This is a genomic window from Klenkia sp. AC732 (assembly GCF_979256525.1).
Genome location: NZ_CEEDOS010000029.1, coordinates 20,289 through 45,015, shown reverse-complemented (window position 1 = coordinate 45,015; position 24,727 = coordinate 20,289). Strand labels below are relative to the sequence as shown.

General features: G+C 75.9%; 22 protein-coding genes and 1 pseudogene. 12 read left to right on the top strand and 11 right to left on the bottom strand.

The genetic code is table 11. The features are described 5' to 3' along the window. Positions 1-47: 47 nt before the first annotated feature. Positions 48-926 (bottom strand): oxidoreductase, encoded by an 879-nt coding sequence (locus AC0IVP_RS14635; protein WP_471757430.1) that lies wholly within the window; start codon positions 924-926, stop codon positions 48-50. A 25-nt stretch (positions 927-951) separates the two neighbouring features. Here AC0IVP_RS14635 and AC0IVP_RS14630 point away from each other — a divergent pair, with 25 nt between their 5' ends. Further along, positions 952-2,052, top strand: a complete 1,101-nt coding sequence (locus AC0IVP_RS14630; RefSeq protein ID WP_471757428.1) for an amidohydrolase family protein — start codon at positions 952-954, stop codon at positions 2,050-2,052. A gap of 9 nt (positions 2,053-2,061) precedes the next feature. Here the strand turns inward: AC0IVP_RS14630 and AC0IVP_RS14625 are convergent, their stop codons facing one another. Continuing rightward, positions 2,062-3,027 carry an FRG domain-containing protein gene (locus AC0IVP_RS14625; protein ID WP_471757426.1) on the bottom strand — a complete coding sequence of 322 codons (966 nt, stop codon included), beginning with the start codon at positions 3,025-3,027 and terminating at the stop codon, positions 2,062-2,064. 89 nt (positions 3,028-3,116) lie between these two features. Here AC0IVP_RS14625 and AC0IVP_RS14620 point away from each other — a divergent pair, with 89 nt between their 5' ends. The 4 genes and pseudogenes from AC0IVP_RS14620 to AC0IVP_RS14605 form a co-directional block, all read left to right on the top strand. Further along, on the top strand, positions 3,117-4,346 hold the full coding sequence (locus AC0IVP_RS14620; RefSeq protein WP_471757424.1) for a M20 metallopeptidase family protein: 1,230 nt from the start codon (positions 3,117-3,119) through the stop codon (positions 4,344-4,346). Between the two features lie 23 nt (positions 4,347-4,369). Further along, the gene (locus tag AC0IVP_RS14615) at positions 4,370-5,623 is read left to right on the top strand and encodes a YibE/F family protein (RefSeq protein ID WP_471757422.1); all 1,254 of its coding nucleotides are present in this window, start codon (positions 4,370-4,372) and stop codon (positions 5,621-5,623) included. Between the two features lie 13 nt (positions 5,624-5,636). Continuing rightward, on the top strand, positions 5,637-6,257 hold the full coding sequence (locus tag AC0IVP_RS14610; protein ID WP_471757420.1) for a class I SAM-dependent methyltransferase: 621 nt from the start codon (positions 5,637-5,639) through the stop codon (positions 6,255-6,257). Next, positions 6,254-8,005 (top strand): annotated as a pseudogene (locus tag AC0IVP_RS14605) (ATP-binding protein); the annotation flags it as partial. The gene AC0IVP_RS14610 and the pseudogene AC0IVP_RS14605, both read left to right, overlap by 4 nt. Positions 8,006-9,368: 1,363 nt before the next feature. Here AC0IVP_RS14605 and AC0IVP_RS14600 read toward each other — a convergent pair. From AC0IVP_RS14600 to AC0IVP_RS14590, 3 genes are read right to left on the bottom strand one after another with little or no spacing between them, the layout of a single operon-like run. After that, positions 9,369-11,018, bottom strand: a complete 1,650-nt coding sequence (locus AC0IVP_RS14600) for a cation:proton antiporter (RefSeq protein WP_471757418.1) — start codon at positions 11,016-11,018, stop codon at positions 9,369-9,371. Between the two features lie 4 nt (positions 11,019-11,022). Beyond that, entirely contained in the window at positions 11,023-11,841 is an 819-nt protein-coding gene (locus AC0IVP_RS14595; RefSeq protein WP_056291171.1) for an ABC transporter permease, read from the bottom strand. Continuing rightward, complete coding sequence (locus AC0IVP_RS14590; protein WP_471757416.1) at positions 11,838-12,800, bottom strand: ATP-binding cassette domain-containing protein; 963 nt, start codon at positions 12,798-12,800, stop codon at positions 11,838-11,840. The genes AC0IVP_RS14595 and AC0IVP_RS14590 overlap by 4 nt, the downstream gene beginning before the upstream one ends. A gap of 139 nt (positions 12,801-12,939) precedes the next feature. On the opposite strand from AC0IVP_RS14590, the gene AC0IVP_RS14585 reads away from it, so the two are divergent. After that, a complete protein-coding gene (locus tag AC0IVP_RS14585) occupies positions 12,940-13,527 on the top strand; it encodes a hypothetical protein (protein ID WP_471757414.1) in 588 nt (195 codons plus the stop codon). 225 nt (positions 13,528-13,752) lie between these two features. On the opposite strand, the gene AC0IVP_RS14580 is transcribed toward AC0IVP_RS14585, so the two are convergent. After that, on the bottom strand, positions 13,753-14,970 hold the full coding sequence (locus tag AC0IVP_RS14580) for an HNH endonuclease (RefSeq protein ID WP_056291164.1): 1,218 nt from the start codon (positions 14,968-14,970) through the stop codon (positions 13,753-13,755). A gap of 193 nt (positions 14,971-15,163) precedes the next feature. Between AC0IVP_RS14580 and AC0IVP_RS14575 the strand changes: the two genes are divergently transcribed. The 3 genes from AC0IVP_RS14575 to AC0IVP_RS14565 all read left to right on the top strand — a co-directional run bounded on the left by AC0IVP_RS14575 (position 15,164) and on the right by AC0IVP_RS14565 (position 16,326). Beyond that, complete coding sequence (locus tag AC0IVP_RS14575) at positions 15,164-15,496, top strand: TraR/DksA family transcriptional regulator (protein ID WP_471757412.1); 333 nt, start codon at positions 15,164-15,166, stop codon at positions 15,494-15,496. 28 nt (positions 15,497-15,524) lie between these two features. Beyond that, on the top strand, positions 15,525-15,704 hold the full coding sequence (locus AC0IVP_RS14570) for a hypothetical protein (RefSeq protein WP_157519068.1): 180 nt from the start codon (positions 15,525-15,527) through the stop codon (positions 15,702-15,704). Positions 15,705-15,768: 64 nt separating this feature from the next. Then, positions 15,769-16,326 (top strand): DinB family protein, encoded by a 558-nt coding sequence (locus tag AC0IVP_RS14565; RefSeq protein WP_471757410.1) that lies wholly within the window; start codon positions 15,769-15,771, stop codon positions 16,324-16,326. An 18-nt stretch (positions 16,327-16,344) separates the two neighbouring features. Here the strand turns inward: AC0IVP_RS14565 and AC0IVP_RS14560 are convergent, their stop codons facing one another. Genes AC0IVP_RS14560 through AC0IVP_RS14545 form a run of 4 tightly spaced genes read right to left on the bottom strand, consistent with a single transcriptional unit; the run spans position 16,345 to position 19,617 of the window. Continuing rightward, complete coding sequence (locus tag AC0IVP_RS14560) at positions 16,345-16,638, bottom strand: hypothetical protein (RefSeq protein WP_056291157.1); 294 nt, start codon at positions 16,636-16,638, stop codon at positions 16,345-16,347. An 8-nt stretch (positions 16,639-16,646) separates the two neighbouring features. Next, positions 16,647-17,690: a prenyltransferase/squalene oxidase repeat-containing protein gene (locus AC0IVP_RS14555; protein ID WP_471757408.1), complete on the bottom strand. Its 1,044-nt coding sequence runs from the start codon at positions 17,688-17,690 to the stop codon at positions 16,647-16,649. Then, complete coding sequence (locus AC0IVP_RS14550; RefSeq protein WP_056291154.1) at positions 17,687-18,400, bottom strand: class I SAM-dependent methyltransferase; 714 nt, start codon at positions 18,398-18,400, stop codon at positions 17,687-17,689. The genes AC0IVP_RS14555 and AC0IVP_RS14550 overlap by 4 nt, the downstream gene beginning before the upstream one ends. Next, on the bottom strand, positions 18,394-19,617 hold the full coding sequence (locus tag AC0IVP_RS14545) for a glycosyltransferase family 4 protein (protein ID WP_471757406.1): 1,224 nt from the start codon (positions 19,615-19,617) through the stop codon (positions 18,394-18,396). The genes AC0IVP_RS14550 and AC0IVP_RS14545 overlap by 7 nt, the downstream gene beginning before the upstream one ends. A 66-nt stretch (positions 19,618-19,683) precedes the next feature. Here AC0IVP_RS14545 and AC0IVP_RS14540 point away from each other — a divergent pair, with 66 nt between their 5' ends. The 3 genes from AC0IVP_RS14540 to AC0IVP_RS14530 all read left to right on the top strand — a co-directional run bounded on the left by AC0IVP_RS14540 (position 19,684) and on the right by AC0IVP_RS14530 (position 22,566). Beyond that, complete coding sequence (locus AC0IVP_RS14540) at positions 19,684-20,412, top strand: hypothetical protein (protein ID WP_471757404.1); 729 nt, start codon at positions 19,684-19,686, stop codon at positions 20,410-20,412. Between the two features lie 88 nt (positions 20,413-20,500). Continuing rightward, positions 20,501-21,271: a hypothetical protein gene (locus AC0IVP_RS14535; RefSeq protein WP_157519064.1), complete on the top strand. Its 771-nt coding sequence runs from the start codon at positions 20,501-20,503 to the stop codon at positions 21,269-21,271. Between the two features lie 113 nt (positions 21,272-21,384). Beyond that, entirely contained in the window at positions 21,385-22,566 is a 1,182-nt protein-coding gene (locus tag AC0IVP_RS14530) for a DUF4192 domain-containing protein (RefSeq protein ID WP_471757402.1), read from the top strand. On the opposite strand, the gene AC0IVP_RS14525 is transcribed toward AC0IVP_RS14530, so the two are convergent. Continuing rightward, the gene (locus AC0IVP_RS14525) at positions 22,505-24,625 is read right to left on the bottom strand and encodes a S9 family peptidase (protein ID WP_471757400.1); all 2,121 of its coding nucleotides are present in this window, start codon (positions 24,623-24,625) and stop codon (positions 22,505-22,507) included. The two genes, AC0IVP_RS14530 and AC0IVP_RS14525, sit on opposite strands and share 62 nt — an antisense overlap. Positions 24,626-24,727 lie beyond the last annotated feature (102 nt).

Here is a 24,727-nt window from a genome sequence, read left to right as displayed (position 1 = left end):
GTCGAACTGACGGGCGGACCGTACCCCGGTGCAGACCCGGGTGGGGGTCAGCTGCGGGGCGCGGCGACCAGCTCCTCCGAGGCCGTCCACAGCGCGCGGGCCAGGGCGACGTCCGAGGCCTCCCGCGAGCGGCCCACGAGCGTCGGGGCACCGCGGACCTCCTGGAAGCCCGACGGACCGGTGTAGCTGCCACCGGGCAGGTCGGCGGTCGCGGCGAGCAGCGTGGGCAGCGCGCCGTCGGTGTCGGACTGGGCGAGGAACCGGTTGCCCAGCTTCATGCCGAGGTCCTTGAGCCGGTTCCCGGTGTGCGACTGCAGGTTGGTCGCGGCGTACCCGGGGTGCGCGGCCATCGACCGGACCGTCGAGCCCTCGGCGGTCAGCCGCCGCTGCAGCTCCAGGGCGAAGAGCAGGTTGGCCAGCTTGGACTGCCCGTAGGCGCCGGTCGTGGAGTAGGGACGACGCGCCCAGTCCAGGTCGTCGAGCACGATCGTGCCGCTGCGGTGCAGCCCGGAGGAGACGGTGACGACGCGGTCGGTGACGTGCGGCAGCAGCGCCGTCACCAGCGCGAAGTGGCCCAGGTGGTTGGTGCCGAACTGCAGCTCGAAGCCGTCGGCCGTGCGCCCCTGCGGAACCATCATGATCCCGGCGTTGGCGATCAGGACGTCGAGGTCGCCGGTCCACCCCTGGGCGAACGCGCGCACCGAGGACAGGTCGGCCAGGTCCAGCCGGCGCACCTCGACGTCCCCGGTGATCGTGGCGGCGGCGGCCTCCCCGCGGGCGACGTCCCGGACGGCGAGCACCACCCGGGCGCCGGCGGCAGCCAGGGCGCGGGAGGTGGCCAGGCCCAGGCCGGAGTTGGCGCCGGTGACGACGACGGTGCGCCCGGTCTGGGCGGGGATGTCGGCAGTGGTCCAGGGGGTGCTCATGCCGCCACCGTAGGACGATGCCGGGGTGGACCTCACCGGGCTCGAGCTGGTCGACCACCACTGCCACGGCCTGGTCCGGCGCGACCTGGACCGCGCGGAGTTCGAGGCGATGCTCACCGAGGCCGCGGCGCCCAGCCCGTTGGGCGGGTCGCTGCTGGACAGCCAGCTGGGGTTCGCGCTGCGCCGCTGGTGCCCACCGCTGCTGGACCTGGAGCCGCACGCGGACGTCGACGCCTACCTGGCCCGCCGCGCGGAGCTCGGCGTCGAGGACGTGCACCGCCGGCTGATGGGCGCTGTCGGCACCGGGACGTTCCTGGTCGACACCGGCTTCCTGCCCGAACCGCTCACCTCGCCCGACGAGCTGGCCGCGCTCACCGGCGGGGTGGGCCGGGAGGTCGTGCGGCTGGAGGCGGTCGCCGAGGAGGTGCTCTCGGGCTCGGGCGCCGACGGCTTCCCGGCCGCGTTCCGGGACCGGCTGGCCCGGCGCTGCCGCGGCGCCGTCGGGGTCAAGTCGGTCGCGGCCTACCGGTCGGGGCTGGCGCTGGACGGTCCCCGCCCCACCGACGCCGCGGTGGTGGCCGCCGCCGACCGGACGCTGCGCGGTGGGTCGGCCCGGATCGCGGACCCGGTGCTGCACGGCTTCCTGGTCTGGTCGGGCATCGACCTGGGGATGCCGGTGCAGCTCCACGTCGGCCTCGGCGACTCCGACGTCGACCTGCACCGCGGGGACCCGCTGCTGCTCACCGACCTGCTGCGCGCCACCGAGCCGGCCGGGGTGCCGGTGATGCTGCTGCACACCTACCCGTTCCACCGGCACGCCGGCTACCTCGCCCAGGTGTTCGGCCACGTCTTCGTCGACGTCGGGCTGGCCACCCACAACCTGGGCGCCCGGTCGGCCGCGCTGCTGCCCGAGCTGCTGGAACTCGCGCCCTTCGGCAAGGTGCTGTTCTCCTCGGACGCCTTCGGGCTGCCCGAGCTGTACCTGCTGGGCACGTTGCTCTTCCGCCGTGCACTGGGCGGCCACCTGGGTGCCGGTGTCGAGGCCGGGGACTGGACGGCGGCCGACGCTGCCCGGGTCGCGGAGCTGATCGGGTCGGGCAACGCCCGCCGCGCCTACCGTCTCTAGACCCAGCCTCTAGGTCTCGCCGGCCCCGCCGGCCTCGGTGTCGTCCTGGGCGGGGACGACGTCGGGGAGCGGGTGCAGGGCGACGTGCTCCCCGCGGTAGGCGTCCCGGAACCCCGCGACGTCGGGGAACAGCACCCGGCGGGTGCGGTTGAGCGCGGTCAGGTGCGCCCGCACCGTGGCCTTGAGCCGCGCCGGGACGACGACCGCGCAGAACGGCAGCCCGGCCGGGCGACCAGCCCGGCGGGCGCCCTCGCCGAACAGCACCGCGAGCCTCTCCTTGCCGGGCGGGGTGCCCAGGCGCAGCGGCAGGCCGTCGATGCCGGTGGCCCCGGGCGAGGCGGGGACGGCGCCGGAGAGGAACAGCCCCTCCTGCGCCCGCATCCGGGCGTCGGGGACGGTGGGCCGGACGAGGAAGGGTCGCCTGTCCAGAGCGGAACGTCGAAGGGCCGCCCGCAGTGACCAGGCCAGCGGTTCCGACTGCAGCCCCCACGTCTGCCGCTGGTGCGGGTCCACCGTGTCGTGGGTCGGCAGCGAGGTGACGTCGAACGCCATCAAGACCCCGGGCCGGTCATCGGCACCCTCGCAGGCGAACCACAGCGCGGTCATCGGGTTGTAGGTCACGTCGAGCAGCCGGGTCGGCAACCCGTGGTGCTGCAGCTGCGCCAGGAGGTGGAGGTCCGAGGCGGGCGTGCCGGACTCCACGCCGAGCCCCCACTCCCGGGCCTCCCGCAGCATCGCCACCTCGTGCTGGCGCACCAGCCGCTCGTCGGGCAGTGGTTCCGCCTCGTCGACGACCAGCGAGCGCAGCAGCGACGAGCGCACCCGGAACGCGCTGTCGGCGCACCCGCGCCAAACGTAGCGGCGGTGGGCCGACAGCGTGACGATCCGGGACACCGCCCGGAACACCTCGTCCTGGGAGTCGGCCCGGTGGCCCCACCCGCTGCGCACCCATGCGGGGTCGGCCTGTGCTGTCACGTCGGGGAGTGTGCCGGGACCCTCCGACAGTCCCGCCCGCCGAGACCGCCCGTCACACCCGCGCAACGACCGCCCGCGAGGATGGGGAGGTGAGCGCACCCCTGGTCGAGACCGACCCCGCCGTGGCCGCCTGGTACGACCGGCTGCACGCGGCGGTGGTCGAGGAGCTGCCCGCCGCGCTGGAGCTGCGCCGGGCGCTGCACGCGGACCCGCGGCGCTCCGGCGACGAGGCCGACACCACCGCTGCGGTCGTCGCGGCGCTGGGCGCGGGGGAGGGCCGGGAGGTCGCCGACACCGGCCGGCTGGTCCGGATCGGGACGGCGACCGGGCCCACCGTCGCCCTGCGCGCCGAGCTGGACGGGCTGGTCGTGCAGGAGGCGACCAGCGTCGAGTGGGCCGCCACCGGCGAGGTGATGCACGCCTGTGGGCACGACGCGCACCTGGCCGGGCTGGTCGCGGTGTGCCGCGCGGTCGCCCGGGTCGGCGGTCCGGCGCCGCTGCTGGCGCTGCTGCAGCCGCGGGAGGAGGGCGCGCCGTCCGGCGCACGGGACATCGTGGCGTCCGGGCTGCTGGCCCAGGAGCAGGTGGTGAGCGTCGTCGCCGCGCACGTGCAGCCGCAGCTGGCCGCCGGTGTCGTCAACGCCACCCCGGGCCCGGTCAACGCGGCCACCGACGAGTTCACGATCACCGTCACCGGGCACGGCGGGCACGGCGGCTACCCGCACACCACCGCCGACCCGGTGCTGGCGCTGGCCGCCGTCGTCGTCGCGCTGCAGCAGCTGGTCAGCCGCCGGGTCGACCCCACGGTGGGCGCCGTCCTCGCCGTCACCCAGCTCGACGCGGGCACCAGCTTCAACGTCGTCCCCGACACCGCGCGGGCCCGCGGCGGTCTGCGGGCGATGCGGGAGTCCGACCGGGAGATGCTGCTGGCCGCACTCACCGACGTCGCGCAGCACACCGCCGCCGCGCACGGCTGCACCGCGACCGTGCACACCGAGAGCAACGAGCCGGTGCTGGCCAACGACCCCGAACTCGCCCGGGCCACCCTGCCCTGGCTGGTCCGCGCCGGTGTCGAGGTCGACGACTCCTGGCGGTCCTTCGGCGCCGACGACTTCAGCCACTACTGCGCCGACGCCCGCGGGCTGATGCTCTTCCTCGGCGTCTCCGGTGGGGAACCCGACGCCGCCGGCCGCCGTCCCGGCCTGCACTCCCCGCGCTTCCTGCCCGGCGAGGACACCGTCGCCCAGGTGGCCGCGGCGCTGCTGGCCGGCTACCTGGCCGGTGCGCAGCTGCTCGGCCCGGTGCACCCGCCGGCCTGAGGCGGCCCACCTACCCTGGCCCGGTGCCGGCCCACACCCACTCCCACGGCCCTGCCGACGACGTCCCGGCCACCCCGCAGGTGCTCGCCCGCCGTCGCCGGGCCACCTGGCTGATGCTGCTGGTGCTGGTCCCCATCGGGCTGGCCACCGTCATCGGCTTGATCGCACTGTGGCCCTCGGGGGAGGACACCCGCGCGGCGCAGGCCGCCGAGCTGTACCTGCCCGACGGCAACGCCGAGCTCGTCGAGGGCCGGGTCGCCTCGCTGGAGACCTACGACTGCTCCACCGGCGCTGCGGCCGGTCAGCAGCTGACCTGCGCGACCGCCGTGGTCGAGGTGCTGGAGGACCCGGGTCGGGGCGACTACGTCTCGGTCGACCTGCCCGCCGAGGTCGTCGCCTACGGCATCGCCACCGACGACACCGTGGTGCTGACCGTCGGCGACGACGGCTCCGGGACGGCGAACTACCAGTTCCAGGACTTCCCGCGCAGCACGCCGATCATCACCCTGGCCGTGGCGTTCGTGCTGGTGGTCGCCGCCGTCGCCCGCTGGCGGGGGATCGCGGCCATCGTCGGGCTGGTGGTGTCCTTCGTGGTGCTGCTGCAGTTCGTGCTGCCCGGCATCCTGGGGGAGTCCTCGCCGGTGCTGGTCACCCTGGTGGGCAGTTCGGCGATCATGTTCGTCGTCCTCTACCTGGCGCACGGCTTCAGCGCCCGGACGACGACCGCGCTCATCGGCACCCTGTTCGGCCTCATCCTGGTCGCCGTCCTCGGGGCGGTGGCGGTCGGCGCGGCCCGGCTCACCGGGCTGTCCGGTGAGGAGACGATCCAGCTGTCCACCTTCGACCCGACGCTGGACTTCTCCGGGCTGGTGCTGGCCGGCATCACCGTCGCCGGGCTCGGCGTGCTCAACGACGTCACCATCACCCAGGCCTCGGCCATCTGGCAGCTGCACGAGGTCGACCCGTCGCTGACCTGGCGGCAGCTGTTCGCCCGCGGCATGGCCGTGGGCCGGGACCACATCGCCTCGACGATCTACACGATCGTCTTCGCCTACGCCGGGGCCGCGCTGCCGCTGCTGCTGCTCTTCGAGATCTACGACCGCTCGCTGTGGGACGTCGTCACCGGCCAGCAGGTCGGTGAGGAGGTCATCCGCACCTTCGTCGGCGCCATCGCGCTGGTGCTCGCCGTCCCGGTGACGACGGCGGCCGGTGCCTTCTTCGCCAAGGCCGCCGGCGACCGCCCGGCCCCGCGGTTCCTGGACCGGCTGGCCCGGTAGGAGACTGACCGCCGTGACCCGCTCCGAGGACCTGCTGGCCGCCGCAGCCGCCGCCCCCGGGTTCATGCCCGCCGACGAGGGGCGGGCGCTCTACGAGGCCGCGCTGGCCGTCGAGGTGCCCGGACCGCTGCTGGAGATCGGCAGCTGGATGGGGAAGTCCGCGCTGTACCTGGCGGCCGCGGCGGTGCAGTCCGGGCGGCAGGTCGTCACCGTCGACCACCACCGCGGCTCCGAGGAGCACCAGCCCGGCTGGGAGTACCACCAGCCCGAGCTGGTCGACCCGGCCGTCGGGCAGCTGGACACGCTGCCGGCCTTCCGGCGGACCGTGCACCCGGCCGAGGACGTCGTCGTCGCCGTCGTGGCGCGGTCGGAGACCCTGGCCCCGCTGTGGACGACGCCGCTGGCGCTGCTGTTCCTGGACGGCTCGCACACCGAGGAGTCCGCGCGCCGGGACCAGGACGCCTGGGTCGCGAAGCTCGCCGTCGGCGGCACGCTGGCCGTGCACGACGTCTTCCCCGACCCGGCCGACGGCGGGCAGGCGCCCTTCGGCGTCTACACCCGGGTGCTGGCCTCCGGGGACTTCACCGAGCTGCCCGGCACCGGGTCGCTGCGGCTGCTGCGCCGGGACGCGTGACCCCCCGGCTGCGCCTGCTGGGCCCGTTCGCGGTCCTGCGCCCCGACGGCCCGGTCGACGTCGGCGGACGGCGGGCCCGGGCACTGCTGGCCCGGCTGGCGCTGGACCCGGGCCGGGTGGTCGGCGTCGACGCGCTGGTGGACGCCGTCTGGGACGGCGCGCCCCCCGCGGCGCCGGCCAACGCGTTGCAGGCGGTGGTGTCCCGGGTCCGCCGGGCCGCGCCGGACCTGCCGCTGCGCGCCCGGCCCCCGGGCTACCTGCTCGACCTGCCCCGCGACGCGGTCGACGCCGGGGCCTTCGAGGACCTCCTCGGCCGGGCCCGCGACGCCCGCGACCCGCACACCGTCGTGGAGCTGCTCACCGCGGCCGAGGCGCTGTGGGCCGGGGACCCGCTGGCCGACCTGCGCGACTTGGCGTTCACCGCGGCGCCGGCGGTGCGCTGGGCGGAGCTGCGGCTGACCGCGACCGAGCAGCGGCTGACCGCCGTCCTCGAGCTGGGGGACGCCGCTGCCGCCCTCGCCGAGCTGGACGTGCTGACCGACGCGCACCCGCTGCGGGAGACCCTGGCCCGGCTCCGGGTCCGGGCGCTGCACCGGCTGGGCCGGCCGGCCGAGGCGCTGGCCGCCTACGAGCAGGTCCGCGCCCGGCTGGCCGACGAGCTGGGTCTGGACCCCTCGCCGGCGCTGCAGGCCGAGCAGCTCGCCGTGCTGCGGGACGACGCGGCCCCGGCGTCGCGGGCCCGCCCCGTGCTGCGCGCCCCGCTGACCAGCTTCCGTGGCCGGCAGGCCGAGCTGCACGCCGTCGCGTCCGCCCTGGACACCGGCCGGCTGGTGACCCTGCTCGGTGCCGGCGGCGCGGGGAAGACCCGGCTCGCCCTGGAGGCGGCCCGGCTCGTCGACCACGACGTCCGGGACGGCGTGTGGTGGGTGGAGCTGGCGCCGGTGGCCGACCCGCGGCTGCTGCCCGGCGTGGTGCTCACCGCCGTCGGGCAGCGCGAGTCGACGTCCCTGGAGCGGGTGCCCACGCTGGTGGAGGCCGGTGACCGGCTGCGCGAGGTGTTCGCCGACCGGCAGGCGCTGCTGGTGCTGGACAACTGCGAGCACCTGGTGGGCGCGGTGGCCGCGCTGGCCGACGACCTGCTCAGCCGGTGCGCCGGACTGCGGGTGCTCACCACCAGCCGGGAGCCCCTCGGGGTGCCCGGGGAGACCCTGCTGCCGGTCGGCCCGCTCACCGTCCCGGCCGACGACGACCCGTCCGCCGCGGACGCCCCCGTCGTCCGGCTGTTCGCCGACCGGGCCGCCGCCGCCCGGCCCGGGTTCGCGGTCACCCCGGCGACGCTGCCCGTGGTGCTGGAGGTGTGCCGGCGGCTGGACGGCATGCCGTTGGCCCTGGAGCTCGCGTCGGCCCGGCTGCGCACGCTGGGCATCGCGCAGATCGCGGCCCGCCTCGACGACCGGTTCACCCTGCTGACCGGGGGGAGCCGGGTCGCCCTGCCCCGGCACCAGACGTTGCGGGCCGTCGTGGAGTGGAGCTGGGACGCGCTCACCGACGACGAGCAGGCGGTCGGTCGGCGGCTGTCGGTGTTCAGCGGCGGGGCCACCCTGGAGGCCGCCGAGGTGGTCTGCGCCGGGCCGTCGTCGGTGCTGGACGCGGTGGGCGGGCTGGTGGAGAAGTCGCTGCTGCTGGCCGTGCCGGACGAGTCGGGCGCCGTCCGCTACCGGATGCTCGAGACGGTCCGGGCCTACGGCGCCGAGCAGCTGACGGCGGCGGGGGAGCGGGACCGGGTGGAGGCCGCGCACACCGCGTGGTGCCTGGACCTGCTGGACCGGCTCGAGCCGCTGCTGCGGGGGGCCGAGCAGCTGGGGGCGCTGCGCGAGCTGCACGCCGAGCACGACGGCCTGGTCGCGGTGCTGCAGCGCGAGGTGGCTGTCGGCGCCGCGGAGACCGCCGTCCACCTGGCCGGCCGGCTGTGCTGGTACTGGCTGCTGTCGGGCCGGCAGGTCGCCGCGGGTCGCTGGCTGTCCGACGTCCTCGCGCTGCCGGCCGCACCCACCCCGCTGGGGTGCGTCTGCGTGGCCTTCTCCGCGCTCGCCGCCGCCGAGACCGGGGGCTGGGCGCGCGGCAAGGAGGTGCTGGACGAGGTGCGGGCTCTGCCGCCGACCCTCACCTGGGCGTCGGGGGAGCCGCTGGCGGCCTTCGGGTGGGCGCTGGCCGTCGCCTTCAGTGGGGGGCCGCTGGACGAGCTGGCCCCGTTGGCCGACCACGCCGACCCCTGGGTGGTCGCCGCGGTGCGGTCGGTGGTGGCCCAGGTGGCGGAGAACACCGGCGTGCTGGGCGCCGACGGCACGGGTGACCTGGCCGCGGCCCACGAGGCGTTCCTCGAGCTCGGGGACCGCTGGGGCCGGTCGCTGACCGCCGGTGCGCTGGCCGCGGTCCGCGCCCAGGACGGCGACCTGGCCGGCGCCGTGGAGCTGACCATCGAGGCGCTGGCGCTGTCCGACGAGCTCGGCACGCACGACGACTCGCCGCTGCTGCGGATCCGGCTGGCCGGGCTGCGGGCCGCCCAGGGCGACCTGGCCGGCGCTGCCCGGGAGATCGACACGGTGCTGGTCACCGCCACGCGGGACGGCGGCCCGATCCTCGCCTTCGCGGAGTCGATGCGCAGCACGCTGGCGATGCTGGCCGGCCGACCGGAGGAGGCCCTCGAGCGCGGCCGGCTCGCCGTCGACTCGTTGGCGGACGTGATCAGCGGGCCCGACCAGGTGGACGCCCTGGTCCGGACCTCGCTGGGGGTGGTGCTGGCCACCGGGGCCGCCACCGCCGCGGACCCGGCCGCCGCGCTCGTCGAGTCGCGGGCCGTGCTCGACCGGGCGATGGGGTCGGCCGCGGACTCCGGGGACATGCCGGTGGTCGCCGTCGTCGTCCACGGGCTGGCGGTGCTGGCCGAGGCGGAGGACGACCCGGCCGAGGCAGCCCGGCTGCTGGGCGTGGCCACGGCGGTCCGCGGCCGGGGCGACGCCGGCGACCCGGTGGTCCTCGCGCTGGCGGACCGGCTGCGCGCCGTGCTGGGGGCCGAGCGGGTCGCGGAGCTGCGGGCGCAGGGCGCTGCGGTCACCCGGGAAGCGGCGCTGGTCGAGCTGGGGATCCCGGGGTGGCAGGCGTGGCCGGGGATCGGGGGGCGGGCGGCCGACCCCGGAGCTCCATCGCGATCTCGTCAGCGTCCAGCACCGCCAGTGCCTGGGTGAGCGCCGCCGAGTCGTAGTCCCCGCCGTCCCGGGCGTCGAGCAGGGCCGAGCGCTGGGCGCGCAGCGCGGCGACCCGGTCGCCCGGCTCCGCGGTCTGCGCGGCCTGGACCAGCAGCGTCATCAACCGGGTGCGCTGCTCCTGGTCGGCCCCGGTGCCGTCGCCCGGCAGCAGGGTGCGGACGAGCCGGGGGAGCGTCGCACCCTGCAGCAGCAGCGACCCCACGGCCACCGCGACGGCGACGAGGACCAGCAGCGACCGGCTCGGGGTGTCCGGCGGCAGCGTCTGGGCCGCGGCCAGGGTGACCGCGCCGCGCATCCCGGCCCAGACGACGACGGTGCCCTCGCGCCAGCCCAGCGGGTGCGCGAGCAGGTGGTCCAGGTACGCGATCCCGTAGGCCACCCGGGCCCGGAACCGCTCCCGCTGGCGGTCGCTGATCGGCCGGGTGGTGCGCCGGCGGCGTCCCCGTCGTGGCGGTTCGCCGTCCAGCATGTCCGCGAAGAGCGGCCGCATCTCGACGCCCCGCTGGGCCTGCCGGTGCTGCACCAGCAGCAGCGGCGCGACGTAGGCCGCCCGGACGACGACGGTCAGCACCAGCGCGCCGCCGGCGATGAGCAGCGCCCGGCCGACGCCGGCGTGGTCCTCCCGGACGTCGGTGACGATGCCGACCAGCTGCAGCCCCATGAGCAGGAAGACCGCGCCCTCGAGGACCACCTCGACCGTCGACCAGTTCTGCGCGTCGGACAGCCGGGCCCGGGGGGACAGCACCCGTGGTCCACGCGACCCGGTGACCAGCCCGGCGACGACGGCGGCGACCAGCCCGGAGGCGCCGGCCAGCTCGGCCGGGATCGCTGCCACGAACGGGACGGCGAACGACAGCGCCGTCGTCACCGGGACCTCGTGCACCCGGGTGCGCACCCACAGGTGCACCCGGCCGACGACCACCCCGACCACGGCGGCCAGCGCCACCGACCAGAGGAAGCTGCCGGCCACCCCCCACAGCGAGACGGTGCTCGCGGCGCCGGCGACGGCGGCGCGCAGCAGGACCAGCGCGGTGGCGTCGTTGAGCAGGCTCTCGCCGTCCAGGATGGTGACCGCCCGGGCCGGGACGCCGAGCCGGCGGGCGATCGAGGTGGCCACCGCGTCGGTCGGGCTGACCACCGCGCCCAGCGCGATGCCCCAGGCCAGGCCCAGTCCCGGGACGACGAGGGAGAAGAAGAACCCCAGCACCACCGAGCTGAGCACGACCAGCAGCACGGACAGGCCGCTGACGGCGCTGAGCTCCCGGCGGAGGTCCATGGTGGGCACCGAGACCGACGCCGAGTAGAGCAGCGGGGGGAGCAGGCCGGCCAGCACCCACTCGGGGTCGACCTCGACGGTCGGGACCACCGGCAGCAGGCTGACCGCGACACCGGCGACGACGAGCAGCAGCGGGGCCGCGACGCCGAGCCGCTCGCCGACCGCCGCGGCAGCGACGACGACGAGCAGGCCCAGGACGGCGAAGGTCAGCAGTTCCACGCGGTCAGACTCGTCGCCGGTAGGCCCGCATGGCCAGCGGCACGAAGACCGCGAGCAGCAGCAGCGACCAGCCGACGGTCCAGGCCAGCGGCCCGGCGACCGGGCCGCCCAGCATCAGGCCGCGGACGGTGTCGATGACGTGGGTGACCGGGTTGTTGCGGGTGAACGCCTGCAGCCAGCCCGGGAGGGTGTCGGCCGAGACGAGCGCGGTGCTGCCGAAGGTGAGCGGGAAGGTCGCCAGGAAGCCGATGCCCTGGACGGCGCCGGCCGAGCGGACGGTGAGCCCGATCCAGACGAAGACCCAGGAAAGGCACATGGCGAACCCGATGGCGGTGAGGACGGCCAGCGCCGCGGCCGGCAGGCCCTCGGTGGTGCGGAAGCCGAGCAGGGCGGTGAACGCCAGGAGCACGGCGATCGCGGTCACGAAGCGGACGACGTCGGCCAGGACGGCGCCCACGAGCGGCGCCGAGCGGGCGATCGGCAGGCTGCGGAAGCGGTCGAAGACGCCCTTGGTGATGTCGTTGTTGAGGGCGACGCCGATGCCGCCGGTGGCGAACATCAGGGTCTGCACGAGGATCCCGGGCACCAGGTAGGTGAGGTAGTCGTGCCAGTCGCCGGCGATGGCGCCGCCGAAGACGAACACGAAGAGCACCGTGAAGATGATCGGCTGCAGGCTGACGTCCATCAGCGCCTCGGGCTGGTGCCGGATCTTGACGACGTTGCGCCAGGCCAGGGTGAGGGCCTGTTGCAGGGCGGGGAGCTTCGGCGCGGAGCTGATCTCGGGGACGTCGAAGCGGGGTGCGGGGCGGGTGGCGGTGGTCATGCCGCGACCTCCTTCTCGTTGTCTGACTGCGTGGCGTGCCCGGTGAGGGCGAGGAAGACCTCGTCGAGGCTGGGGAGCCGGACGGCGAGCTCGGAGAGCCCGACGCCCTGGGTGGTGAGCAGGTCGAGCACGGTGCCCAGCGCGGCCTCGCTGCGGACCGGCACCGAGGCGGTGCCGTGCCCGTCCAGGGCGGGGGCGGTGCCGGCGACCTGCTCGAGGACGGCGAGGACGGTGGCGGTGTCGGCGCGGTCGCGGGGGCGGACGGTGAGGGTCTGCGCGCCGGTGCGGTGCTTGAGCTCGTCGCTGGTGCCGTGCGCGACGACCCGACCGGTGTCGAAGACGACGATGTCGTCGGCGAGCTCGTCGGCCTCCTCGAGGTACTGGGTGGTCAGCAGCACGCTGGTGCCGTCGGCGACCAACCGGCGGACGACGTCCCAGACCTCGGTGCGGCTGCGCGGGTCCAGGCCGGTGGTGGGCTCGTCGAGGAAGAGCACCTGCGGGCGGCCGACCAGGCTGGCGGCGAGGTCGAGGCGGCGGCGCATGCCGCCGGAGTAGGTCTTGGCGGAGCGGTCGGCGGCGTCGGAGAGGCTGAAGCCGGCGAGCAGCTCGGCCGCGCGGGCCTTGGCCGCGGCTCGGGACATGCCCAGCAGGCGACCGATCATGGCGACGTTCTGGGCGCCGGTGAGGTCCTCGTCGACCGAGGCGTACTGGCCGGTCAGCCCGATCCGGCGGCGGACCTCCTGCGGCTGGGTGCGGACGTCGAAGCCGGCGACCCGGGCGTGGCCGGCGTCGGGGCGGAGCAGCGTGGAGAGCACCCGGACGGCGGTGGTCTTGCCCGCGCCGTTGGGGCCCAGCACGCCGAGCACGGTGCCGGCCGGGACGGTGAGGTCGACGCCGTCCAGGGCCTTCGTGCTGCCGTAGCCGAGGGTGAGGCCCTCGGCCTCGATGGTGTGCGTCATGGTGGTCACCGTGGTCGCGGTCGCTGACGTCCCGGTGACGGACCGCTGACGTCGGCTGACGGGGCCCGTCCGGTTGCCGGGGTGGTGGGTGGCTGGTGAGGGTGGGCGGGTGCTCCGCCAGCGGAAGTCGTCTGCGTCCGTGCCCGAGTCCGTGTCCGAGGAGCGGGCCGCGGAGCTCGCCGCTGTGAAGGCAGCCTGGCGCTCGGGGCCGGCGGCCGAGGCCGGCGCCGCCCAGCTGGCCAGGACGTTGGCCGTCCCGGCCGAGCTGCTGGTGCCGCTGGTGAGGTGGGCGCGGGGGCAGACCGGAGCCGCCCTGATGCCGGCGGTGGTGGGTCAGGCGAACGCGGCCGCTGCCTTCGTGGTGGTCCGGTCGTTGCGCAGACGGCGTGGGGCTCGCGGTCGCGGTCGGGAGGGGCAGCCGATGCCGGTCTGGCAGCGGGCCGCCCTGCTCGGGGGCCTGGCCTCGTGCTCCGTGGGACCGATGGCGGCGGCCGTGGGCTGGTCCCGGTGGGTGGTGCTGCCGCAGAGGTCCCCGCTGTGGGGTTACCTGGTCCAGCGGCCGGTGACGGTGCCCATGTCGGCTGGCCTGGTCACGGTGGTGCTGCGGGTGGCCCGAGCTGCCCGGGACGAACACCGACGCACGCTGGACTCCGGCGGACCCGAGCTCGAGCAGGGACCCGCTGCCGAGTCGGGTGCCGGCTTGGCAGCGCCGGAATCCACCGGCTGACCGGATCGACGGGTGGCGCCGCTCCCTGCTGGGCGGCACAGCGCGCCGGGCTGCCCTGCGCCGGGCCCCGCCCCGCCCCGCCGGCTGCCTACCCGTCTGACCGCGCCAGCGGAAGCCGCGGCGCTCGGCGCAGCGAGCACAGCAAGGCGAACACCCACCGAGGCGCTGCGGGCACGGCGAGCCCGACGCACGGCGCAGCGAGCACAGAGTCAAGGCGGAGGGCCGTCAGTTCAGCAGGCGGTCGAGGACGATCTCGGTGCCGTCGGGGCGGTGGGTGCGCCACCGTCTCCCGGGTGGTGCGCCGTCGTCGCGTTCGACGCGGAAGCCGTGGTGGACCTTGGTGTGGTGGCGTTCGCAGAGCAGCGCTGAGTTGTCGAGGCTGGTGTCGCCCTGGTCGAGGACCCATTCGAGGACGTGGTGGACGTCGCACCAGTGGGTCGGGTTGAAGCAGCCGGCGAAGACGCAGTGCCCGTCCCGTTCCTCCACGGCCCGCCGGACGTGCGGTGGGACCACCCGTTTGGTCCGTCCGATGTCGAGGGGGAGCCCGTCGGGTCCCATGACGATGCGGGTGACGGCGGAGTCGCAGGCGACCCAGCGCGCCCGGGCGGCGGAGATCGTCGCGCCGAAACCGGTGGTGGCGGTGTCGCGGCCGGTCGCCGGGTCCACCAGGTCCTCGATGTTGATCGTGACGAGGACGTGCGGCTTGACCGTCCGTAGGAACGGCAGGCCACCCTGCGCGAGGGCGTTGTCGCACAGCTGCACGAACGCGTCGCCTTGCTGCTGGGCGCGGTTGCGCACGTCCCCGAGGGGACGGTCGGCCTGCACGATGGACTCGATCGCGGCCATGGCCTTCTCGAAGCCGACCGCGTCCAGGTCGAAGCGTCCCGAGCCGGAGCCATCAGGGCGGTGGCTGAAGGTCAGGGAGCGGTTCTCGGTGGGGTCGGGCTCGGGACCGTCGGGGTCCAGCGCGTTCGCGAACGCCTGGACCGCCAACCCGAGCTTGGCGTGCGGGAGTGTGCGGGCGACCTCGGTCCAGGCCCGGTCGAAGGCGTCCAGGTCGATGCCCTGCTCCTCGGCCGCGGCGATGTCCCGCGGGCGCAGCGCGTCGGCGACGACACCCACCTGAGCCGCGGTCACGGCCCCCTCAGCGAATGCCGCCTCCAGGTGCGGCAGGTGCTCCAGCACCCGCCCCGCCTGCACCACGGCCGCCGCGGCTCCCGGCGAGTAGTGGTGGTGCCCGCGCAGTAGGGACTGCATCGTCTTCAGCCCCTCGCGCTCGGCAGCCCCGATCACGTCGCCGTGCCGCACGGTGCGCACGAGCTCGGCCTGCAACCGGTTGATCGTCTGCACGATCTCCGCCGTCCGCTCCAGCAGGACCCCGTCGGTCAGGGCGTGCAGGTCATCGGCAGCCAGGGCGTCCACAGCGGACCGGAGCTCGCTCACGACACCTCCCAGATGGTTCGATCAGGTGTTCGAAGTCTACCGCAGATCGGACGTCTCGACCAGGCGAATCCCCAGCTCAGAGGCCTGTCCACAGATCTCGTGCGGGTCTTGACAGCGCGGTGATGAGGGCTGGCCCCGGGACCGTCGGTGGATCCGCCGTCCACGGTGGGGCTGGACGCGGGACCATGCACCGGTGACCGCACCCCAGGACCAGCTGGCGCAGGCCCGCGCGGCCACCGAGGCCCAGATCGAGGCGCTCACCGCGGAGTACGCCGCCGTCGTCGAGGCCTCCCGTGGGGACAACGCCGACGACGAGCACGACCCCGAGGGTGCGACCATCGGCTTCGAGCGGGCCCAGCTCGGCGCGGTGCTCGCCCAGGCGACCGCCCGGCTGATCGAGCTGGACGCAGCGGTCGCACGGGTTGCCGCGGGCACGTACGGCCGCTGCGAGGTCTGCGGCCGGCCCATCGGCGACGCCCGCCTCGCGGCCCGTCCCGCCGCCCGGACCTGCATCGACCACGCCTGACGCACCCGCGGACCGCTACGGTCGGGCGATGGCATGGGTGGTCTGGAGCGTGCTCGGCGGCATCCTGGTGCTGCTCGCTGTGGTGTCGTGGTGGCACGACCGCGATGCGCGACGCCGGGGCGCCCGGTCGTCGGACCCGGGCCGAGGGGTCCGTGACGCCCGCCGGGACCTGCGGGCCGACCCCGACCTGAACCGCGGCGGCCGCTGAGCGCGCTCCCCGACGACGGGTGAACTCGGTTGCGCGGCTCCCGCGGTGCGGCCACGGTGACCCCGTGAGCGAGCAACAGCGCCGGTGGAGCTCTGCGACGACCCACCCGGACATGTGGGTCGACCCAGAGGTCGATCCACGCAACACCGACGGCGTCAGCCCGGACGGCGAACTGGCGACACTGCTGGACTACCTGACCGACCACCGCACGACGCTGCTGATGAAGTGCGACGGGCTGGACGCGACGGACCTGACCCGCTGCTCCGTGCCGCCCTCGACGATGTCCCTGCTGGGTCTGCTCCGGCACCTGGCCGAGGTGGAGCGGGACTGGCGTGGCTGGTTCGTGCCCGGCGAGCCGCCGGAGTCGCTCTACGGCGTCGACGGTGACTTCGACGGGGCCGTGGCCGATCCGGCCCTGGTCGACGGCGCGTATGCCGACCTGGCCCGGGAGCAGGCGTCGACCGATGCCGCCCTGGCCGCCCACCCGGACCTCGGCGAACGGCTCGGCCCGCAGGGCATCGCGGTCCGCGAGCTGTGGGTGCATCGTGTCGAGGAGTACGCCCGGCACTGCGGGCACGCCGACCTGCTGCGTGAGTGCATCGACGGCCGGGTCGGGCAGTAGCCCCCCGGGGCAACCGCCTCAGCCCGACACGCGGGCCAGCACGCCGGCGACGACGAACACCAGCACGCCGGCGCCGGTGATCCGGCGGAGCGGGTTGACCCCGCGCAGCAGCTCGTCACCGGCCCACCACAAGACGGCGATGCGGGTGCCCACGTAGAGGGTCACACCGGGCGCCCCGTCGTCCGGGACGAACGACGCGACCACCGTCAGCACCAGGAAGACCAGGATCGCGACGTTGGGCCACTGGGCGACCACCCAGTGGCGCTCGGGGTCGGTGCGGTCGGCCAGCAGCCAGTCCAGCCCGCGCTGCACCCGGCTCGTCAGGGGTGCTCCCCGACCACGACGCCGGGCCGGTCGGGTTCGGTGAACAGCCGTGCCCCCGGGGTCGCACCGCTCACCGCGTCCGCGGCCAGCACCACCGCCGCCGCCGTCCAGGTCGTCCGCTCGACGGGCCAGACGGCGTCGTCGGCGAAGACGTAACCCGTCCAGTAACCGCCGTCCTCGGCCCGCAGGTGCTGCATCGCGGCCAGCTGCTCGACCGCCGCGTCGCGCTGCCCGGCCGCGGCCAGCGCCATCGCCAGCTCGCAGGTCTCCGCCCCGGTCACCCAGGGCCGGTCGGCCACGCACCGCACCCCCAGCCCGGGGACGACGAAGGCGTCCCAGCTGCCGCCGAGCCGGTCCCGGGCCGCGGCACCGGTCAGCGCACCGCCGAGCACCGGGTAGTACCAGTCCATCGAGAACCGCGACCGGTCGGCGAAGTCCCCGGGGCGTCGCGCCAGGGCCTCCTGCAGGTCGGCGGCGGCGAGGTCCCAGTGCGGCTGCGGCTGGTCCCTGGCCCCGGCCAGCGCGATCCCGCAGCGAAGCGCCTGCAGCAGGCTGGCGTTCCCGGTCAGCAGCGCCGTGTCGTCCGGGGTGCCGTCGGGCCGCAGCGCCCAGCCGATCGCACCGGTGGGCAGCTGCATCGCCGTCACCAGGTCCAGCGCCCGCCGGACGTGCGGCCACCAGCGCTGCTGGGCGGCGAGGTCACCGGTCAGCAGGCAGTGGTGCCACACCCCGACGGCCAGGTAGCCCGCGTGGTTGCTCTCCACCCCCGGCGCCGTGACCGCGCCGTCCCGCCACTCCGCCGGGAAACCGCCCTCGGGACCCTGCCGCGCGCACAGCCAGTCCAGCGCCGCCGCGGCCCGGTCGTGCTCGCCGCCGACGGTCAGCGCCATCGCCGCCTCGACCGAGTCCCAGGCGTCCAGCTGCCCGCCGCGCCACCACGGCAGCATCCCGTCGGCCGACTGCTCCGCAGCGATCGCCGCGACGGTGGCCGCCACCTGGTCCGCGGTCAGCACACCGGGCACCTCGGGGAGGTCGCTCACGCGGGCGGCTTCTCCGCGTAGACCACCAGGCTCTTGCCGATCACCGGGTCCAGCAGCCGCTCGGCCGTCCTCGTCAGCCACGGGCGACGGGTCAGGTCCCAGACCAGCAGCCGGTGGTAGGCCCGCACCACCGCGGTGTCCCGCTCCACGCCGACCGCGCACTTGAGCCACCAGTACGGGGCGTGCAGCGCGTGCGCGTGGTGGCTCCCGCCGGGCACCAGGCCCGCTGCCCGCAGTCGGGCCCGGACCTGGTCGGCCCGGTAGATGCGGATGTGCCCGCCCTCGTTCGCGTGGTACTCGTCGCTCAGCGCCCAGCACACCCGCTCCGGGCCGTACCGCGGCACCGTCACCGCCACCCGCCCGCCGGGCGCGAGCACCCGGGCGATCTCGGCGAACGCGGTCGCGTCGTCGGGGATGTGTTCCAGCACCTCCGAGGCGATCACCCGGTCGACGCTGGCGTCGGGGACCGGCAGGTGCAGCAGGTCCCCCCGCACCGCCGTCGCCACCGCACCGGAGGGTGCCTCCCCGGCGGCGTCGATCGCGCCCAGCCAGGTCTGCGTCGTCGTCACCTCCGACGTGCCCCAGTCCAGCGCCACGACCGTCGCCCCGCGCCGGTAGGCCTCGAAGGCGTGCCGGCCCTCGCCGCACCCCAGGTCCAGCACGGTGTGCCCGGCCCGCACGTCGAGCCGGTCGTAGTCCACGGTCAGCACCGCGCCAGCACCTCCTCGTACCAGGCGGCGGTGCGCTCGGCCGTCGACCGCCACGTGTAGGTCGCCAGCACCCGCTCACGGCCGGCCCGGCCCATCCGCCGCCGGAGACCCTCGTCGTCCAGGACCCGGCCCAGCGCCGCGGCCAGCGCGTCGACGTCCCCGGCGGGGACCTGGAGGGCGGCGTCCCCGACGACCTCGGGCAGTGCGCCGGCGTCGGTCGCGACCAGCGGTGTCCCGCAGGCCATCGCCTCGATCGCGGGCAACGAGAAGCCCTCGTACAGCGAGGGGACGGCGGCCACGGTCGCCGTGCGCAGCAGGTCGACCAGGTCGGCCTGGGGGAGCGGACCGGTGAAGCGGACGGCGTCGCCCAGCTGCAGCCGCTCGACCGCCACCGCGGCCAGGCCACCGGGCTTCGCGCTGCCCACGACGGTCAGCCGCACCGGCCGCTCGGTGCGCAGCTTGGCCAACGCCTCCAGCAGCGGGACCAGGCCCTTGAGCGGGACGTCGGCGCTGGTCGTGACCACCACGTGGTCGGCGTCCCGCGGGCCGGAGCCGGGGGAGAAGGCGACCGGGTCGATGCCCACCGGCACCACCGTGACGTCGTCGGCGGGCACGCCCAGGTGCGTCTGGATGTCGCGGCGGGAGCTGTCGGACACCGTGGTGACGCCGTCCAGCCGCCGGGCCACCCGGGCCTGCATGCCGGTGAAGGCGTACCAGCGGTGCAGCGTCACCCGCCGGCGCAGCGAGGGCGCCGCGGCCAGCTCCAGGCCACGGTCGATCGCGACCGGGTGGTGCACGGTGGCGACCGTCGGCAGCCCGGTGCGCAGCAGGCCCCAGCCCAGCGACTGGTTGTCGTGCACGAGGTCGAACTCGTGCCGCCGCGCACTCAGCAGCCGGGCTGCCCGCAGCGAGAAGGTCAGCGGTTCGGGGAATCCGGCGGTGCACATGGTGGCGAACTCGGCGACGTCGACCCAGTCCCGGAACTCCCGCCGGGACGGCGTGCGGAACGGGTCGGGCTCGCGGTACAGGTCCAGGCTGGGCAGCCGGGTCAGCGGGACGCCGGCGTCGAGCTCGGGGTAGGGCTGACCGGACCACACCTCGACCCGGTGACCGAGCTCGCGCAGCTCCCGGGACAGCGCCCGGACGTACACGCCCTGCCCGCCGCTGTGCGGCTTGGAGCGGTAGGACAGCAGTGCGATGCGCAGCGACCGTCCCATGCCGCGGACTGTAGCCAGCGGCTGCGACAGCTCCCGCCGACCGTGCACAGCGCCTACCGTGGGGTGATGCGCCGCACCCCGCTCCTGCTCGCCACCGCCGCCGCCTCCTCCGCGCTCCTGCTCTCCGGGTGCGGCGTCACCGCCACCCCGGCCGCCGCGCCGGTGGCGGTCTCCCCGGCCGCGGCGACCGAGGACGCGGTCCCGCTGGCCGACGGCCTGCTGCCCGCGGAGGAGTTCGCGCCCGACGCCGAGGTCACCCCGGTCACCGCCGACCAGCTCAGCGCCGCACTCGGCGCGGCCGGCGAGCACGACCCGGGTGCCGTCACGGTCACCCCCGACACCTGCGTCACCGCCCTGGAGGCCGCCCGGGCCGCCCTCGGCGACCCCGCCGACGTGCAGGACGCGGCCGGGCAGGTCGCCCGCAGCGGGTTCACCGCCAGCGCCGAGCTGCTCACGGTCGGCGGCCCGGGCGACGCCGTCGTCAGCACCCTGACCGACGCCGTCGCGGCCTGCCCGACGGCCACCGTCAGCACCCCGATGGGCGACGCCGTGATCACCTTCGGCACGGTCACCACGCCCGCCCTCGGCGACGCCGCCGCCGTGGTCCCGGTGACGGCCACCGTCACACGGCAGGGCGGCATGCAGATCGGCGGCTCCGCGCTGCTCGGCGTCGTCCAGGACGGCGACCGGCTGCTGACCCTGGTCGCCGGTGCGGTCGCCACCGCCCCGGACGCCGCGGCCTTCGACGAGCTGCTCGCCGCTGCCGCCCAGCACGCCGCCGACACCCTCGACTGACCCGACCCGCCCGACCCGGACGCCGACACACCCGGGCGAGACGGCACCGACTCGCCGGGTCCGGCCGGGCCGTGGTCCGATGGTCGGCGTGACCTCGACCCGGCCCGTCCTCGTCCTGGCCTCCGGGCTGTCCACCGTGCTGCTGCTGGCCGGCTGCACCAGCGAGGAGGAGGGGACGGCGTCCCCGGCCCCGACCTCCGCCGAGTCGTCCTCGGCAGCACCCTCCAGCGAGGGCGGAGGTGGGGGCGAGGACACCGGCGGCGGGAGCGCGTCCGAGGACCTGACGGCCGGGCTGCTGCCCGCCGACTCCTTCGGCGCCGGGTCCGTGGCGGCCCCGCTGAGCGAGGCCGAGCTGGCCGCCGGCGCCGCGAGCGCTGCTGACGCCGGGGACGTGACCATCACCCCCGAGTCCTGCGACCAGGCGGTCGACGGCAGCCAGATCGGCGTCGAGGACCTCGACGCGTTCGCCGCCCAGAGCGTCACCGGTGCGCAGTCCACCTCCGTGCAGCTGATCAGCATCGGCGGTGACCAGGACGACCCGGTCGGGACCCTCGCCGCGGCCGCGGCCGAGTGCCCCCAGGCGACCATCTCCTCCCCGGAGATCGGCTCCGCCACGATCACCTTCGCCGCCGTCCCGGTCCCCGACCTGGGCGACGGCGCGGCCGCGCTGTCGTACACGACCACGGTCACCGGGCCCGACGGGGCGCCGCTGACGATCCCGGCGGTCGTCGGCATCGTGCAGGACGGCGACCGGCTGATCACGCTGGTCACGCTCAGCCCGACCGGTGCCGTGGACACCGCCGCCTTCGCGACCCTGCTCGAGGACGCCTACGACTTCCAGGCCGCCGCGCTCGACTGAGCCGCGAGCACGACCGGTGCGGACGGCGCTCGCCGTCGTCCACACCGGGGGGTGCCGTCCCCAGGACCCCGGCGGGCCGCCCGGGGACCGCGCCCGGCTCCCAGGGTGGCGGCATGTCCTCCGCCGCGCCGCTCCCGTCCACCGTCCGGCTCGCTGCCGGCCCCGACCTGGCAGCCGCCCTGCCGCACCTGCTGGGCTTCACCCCGGAGGAGTCCCTGGTCGTCGTGGCGCTCAGCGGCGCCCGGGCCCGCCGGGTGGGCCTGACGCTGCGGGTGGACCTGCCGCCCCCGGGTCTGGAGGCCGCCGTCGCCGGGCAGGTGGTCGGCTGCCTCGCCGACTCCGCGCCCGATGCCGCCGTGGTCCTCGTGGTCACCGAGGAGCCCGACGGACTCGGTCCCGCCGTCGGACCCCGGCTCCTCGACGACGCGGTCGGTCCGGTGCTGCCCGGCCGGGTGCTGCTCGCCGAGGTGGTCGGCCGGCTGACCGACGCCGGGGTCACCGTGCCCGAGACGCTGCTGGTCCGGTCCGGTCGCTGCTGGTCCTACGACTGCGCCGAGCCCTGCTGCGCTCCGGGCGCCGGGAGACCGCTGCCGGGCGGCACCAGTCCGCTGGCCGTCGCGTCCACGGTGGCCGGACGGGTGCCGGCGGCCTCGCGGGACGCCCTGGTCGAGCGGCTCGCCCCGGTGGTCGGCGCCGAGGCCGCCGCGGTCGCCGCCGCCTGCGACGGGGTCGCCGCCGCCCGGTCCGGCGAGCTGGAGGCACACGGCTGGGAGCACCTGGCCGACACCGGGTGGGACGACGTCTGCACCGCCCTGGCCCGGTGCGCCCCTGGTTCCCGCGACAGGCTCACCGACGACGACGTCGCCCGCGCCGGCTTCGCGCTGGTCGACACCGTCCTACGGGACCGCGCGCTCGCCCTGGGGCTGGTCGAGGCAGACGCCGAGGACTGCGGTGGCGACGGCGAGGCCCGCGCGGCCGCCGCCGAGACGCTGTGGACCGAGCTGACCCGTCGGCTGCCCGCCCCGCTGGACGCCGCCCCGGCGACCCTGCTCGCGGTCTGCGCCTGGTCGCGCGGGGACGGCACCACCGCCCACGCGGCCCTGGACCGGGCGCTGGACAGCCGTCCCGACCACGCCCTGGCCCAGCTGCTCCGGTCGGCCCTGGACGCGGCGCTGCCACCGGTTGACCTGCGTCGGCTGGTGGCAGCGGCGGTCGGTGCCGACCCGCGTGGGGTCAGAGCAGCGCCGGGCGCTGCCAGCCCTCCCCGAGCACGTGGTCGGCGAGGAACGCGATGACCGTCTCGTACCAGACGGTGGCGTTGCCGGGGGTGAGCACCCAGTGGTTCTCGTCGGGGAAGTAGAGGAACTTCGACGGCACGCCCCGCTTCTGCAGGTCGTACCAGAGCCGCAGCCCCTCACCGATCGGCACCCGGTAGTCCTTGTCGCCGTGGATCACCAGCACCGGCGAGGTGATCGCGTCGGCGTACCGGTGCGGCGAGTTCGCCTCGTACCGCTCGGGCTCGGTCAGCGGGTCGCCGAACTCCTTCTCCCAGTAGTAGGAGGCATCGGTCGAGCCGGTGAAGGCGTCCAGGTGCCACAGGCTGGCGTGGGTGACGATCGCGTCGAAGCGGTCGGTCTGGGTGGCCACCCAGTTGGCCATGTAGCCGCCGAAGGAGCCGCCCATCGCCGCCGTCCGGGTGCCGTCGACCTCGGGCAGCGCGACCGCGGCGTCGGTGGCGGCCATCAGGTCGGTGTAGGGCTCCGCTCCCCAGGCGCCCCAGCCCCGCTCGACGAAGGCCTGGCCGAAGCCCTGCGAGAGCCCCGGGTTGGGCAGCAGCACCGCGTAGCCACGGGCGGCGAGCACCCACGGCGTCCAGCGCCAGGACCAGCTGTTCCAGCTCATCAGCGGCCCGCCGTGGATCCAGAGCAGGAGGGGTGCCGGGTGCTCCGCGCTCGCTCCCTCGGGCAGCACCAGCCAGGACTGCACCCGCCTGCCGTCCAGGCCGGTCGCGTCCAGCTCGCGCAGGGTGCCCGGCAGGGCGCTGATCGTGCCCGGGTTGGGCAGCGGCTCGGGCTGCTGGTCGGTGGCCGTCGGGTCCAGCCGGACGGGGGCCGAGGGGTGGTCGAACGCCGAGCGCAGCGCGAACAGCGCCGAGCCGTCCCGGGCCACCTGAAGGTCGCTGTAGGCGCCGTCGCGGGTCAGCCGCACCGGTGCCTCGCCCGGCACGACCCGGAACACGGCGTGCCGGCCGTCGTCGTCGGCCAGGAAGTAGACGGCCGCGCCCGCGGCGTCGAACTGCGGCGCCGACGGCCAGCGGTCGAAGCCCGCGGTCAGGTCGGTGGTCGCGCCGTCGGCGACGTCGACCAGCAGGAGCGTGTGGTCCGGTGCCCGGGTCGGGGTGGACGCGGACTCCCGGACGCACACCAGGCGCCGGCCGTCCGGGGACCAGGCGGCCGCGTAGACGTCGGCGTCGGGGTCGTCGACCAGCACCCGGGTGTCGCCGGTCGCGGTGTCGGTGACCACCAGGCGGTTGCGCCAGGACGCGCGGGCCTCGGACACCTCCTCGCTGCGGGCCAGCAGGGCGCCGTCGGGGGACAGCGCGACGTCGGACCCGGCCCCCTGCGGGGCGCCGGCGTCCGGGGTGAGGTCCCGCCAGGCCGGGTCGCGGTCGCCCTCGGCCGGCAGGCCGCCGAGCCAGAACGCGTGCGGGACGACGGGGCCCAGGTCGTGGTCCCAGTACCGGACGGGGTAGGTCTCGTGCAGGATCGCCGTCACCCCGGCGTCCTTGCGCGCGTCGCGCTGCTCGCTGTCGGCCTTCGCGTCCGCGGCGCCCGGGGTCGTGCCGGCCACCACCACGACGTCACCGGAGTCGGCTGCCACGGTCACCCCGGACAGGCCGTTCGGGCGGGACACGACCAGCCGGGCCTCACCGCCCTGTGCGGGCAACGCCCACAGCGCCGGCTTCGGCTCCCCGGCGTCCTTGCCGGCGTCGGGGTCGGGCCGGGCGGAGGTGAACAGCAGCGTGCCGTCGGGGGAGAAGACCGGGCCGGACTCACCGGGAGCAGACCGGGTCAGCCGGCGGGCGCCGCGGGCGCCGGTGGGGTCGATCTCCCACAGCGCGCTCTGCCAGGTCTTCCGGTCCGGGGCCAGGGTCGACACCGAGGTCACCAGCCGGGTGCCGTCGGCGGACAGCGCCAGGCCGCCGAGCCTGGGGAGGGCGACGAAGTCGGCCAGCCGGTGGAACGGCGTCGGGGCCGGCCCGTCCTCCAGCGGCTGGGCCGCGATCTCCTCGTTCATGCCGACCGGGGGCGAGCCGGCGGTCGGCTGGTGCTGGCTGCTGGGGGACTCGGACACCCGGGCCTCGACTCTCTGACGGACTCACGCGGGGACGCACTGACGACGGGACCCCAGCCTAGTGACCCGGTCGTGAGCCCGGCGAAGGAAAATCGGCGGGGA

Excerpts from the sequence above, each read along its gene's own strand:
- AC0IVP_RS14635 (WP_471757430.1), bottom strand. The coding sequence starts at position 926 with ATGAGCACCCCCTGGACCACTGCCGACATCCCCGCCCAGACCGGGCGC.
- AC0IVP_RS14595 (WP_056291171.1), bottom strand. The coding sequence starts at position 11,841 with ATGACCACCGCCACCCGCCCCGCACCCCGCTTCGACGTCCCCGAGATC.
- AC0IVP_RS14590 (WP_471757416.1), bottom strand. The coding sequence starts at position 12,800 with ATGACGCACACCATCGAGGCCGAGGGCCTCACCCTCGGCTACGGCAGC.
- AC0IVP_RS14570 (WP_157519068.1), top strand. The coding sequence starts at position 15,525 with ATGGCATGGGTGGTCTGGAGCGTGCTCGGCGGCATCCTGGTGCTGCTC.
- AC0IVP_RS14545 (WP_471757406.1), bottom strand. The coding sequence starts at position 19,617 with ATGGGACGGTCGCTGCGCATCGCACTGCTGTCCTACCGCTCCAAGCCG.
- AC0IVP_RS14540 (WP_471757404.1), top strand. The coding sequence starts at position 19,684 with ATGCGCCGCACCCCGCTCCTGCTCGCCACCGCCGCCGCCTCCTCCGCG.
- AC0IVP_RS14530 (WP_471757402.1), top strand. The coding sequence starts at position 21,385 with ATGTCCTCCGCCGCGCCGCTCCCGTCCACCGTCCGGCTCGCTGCCGGC.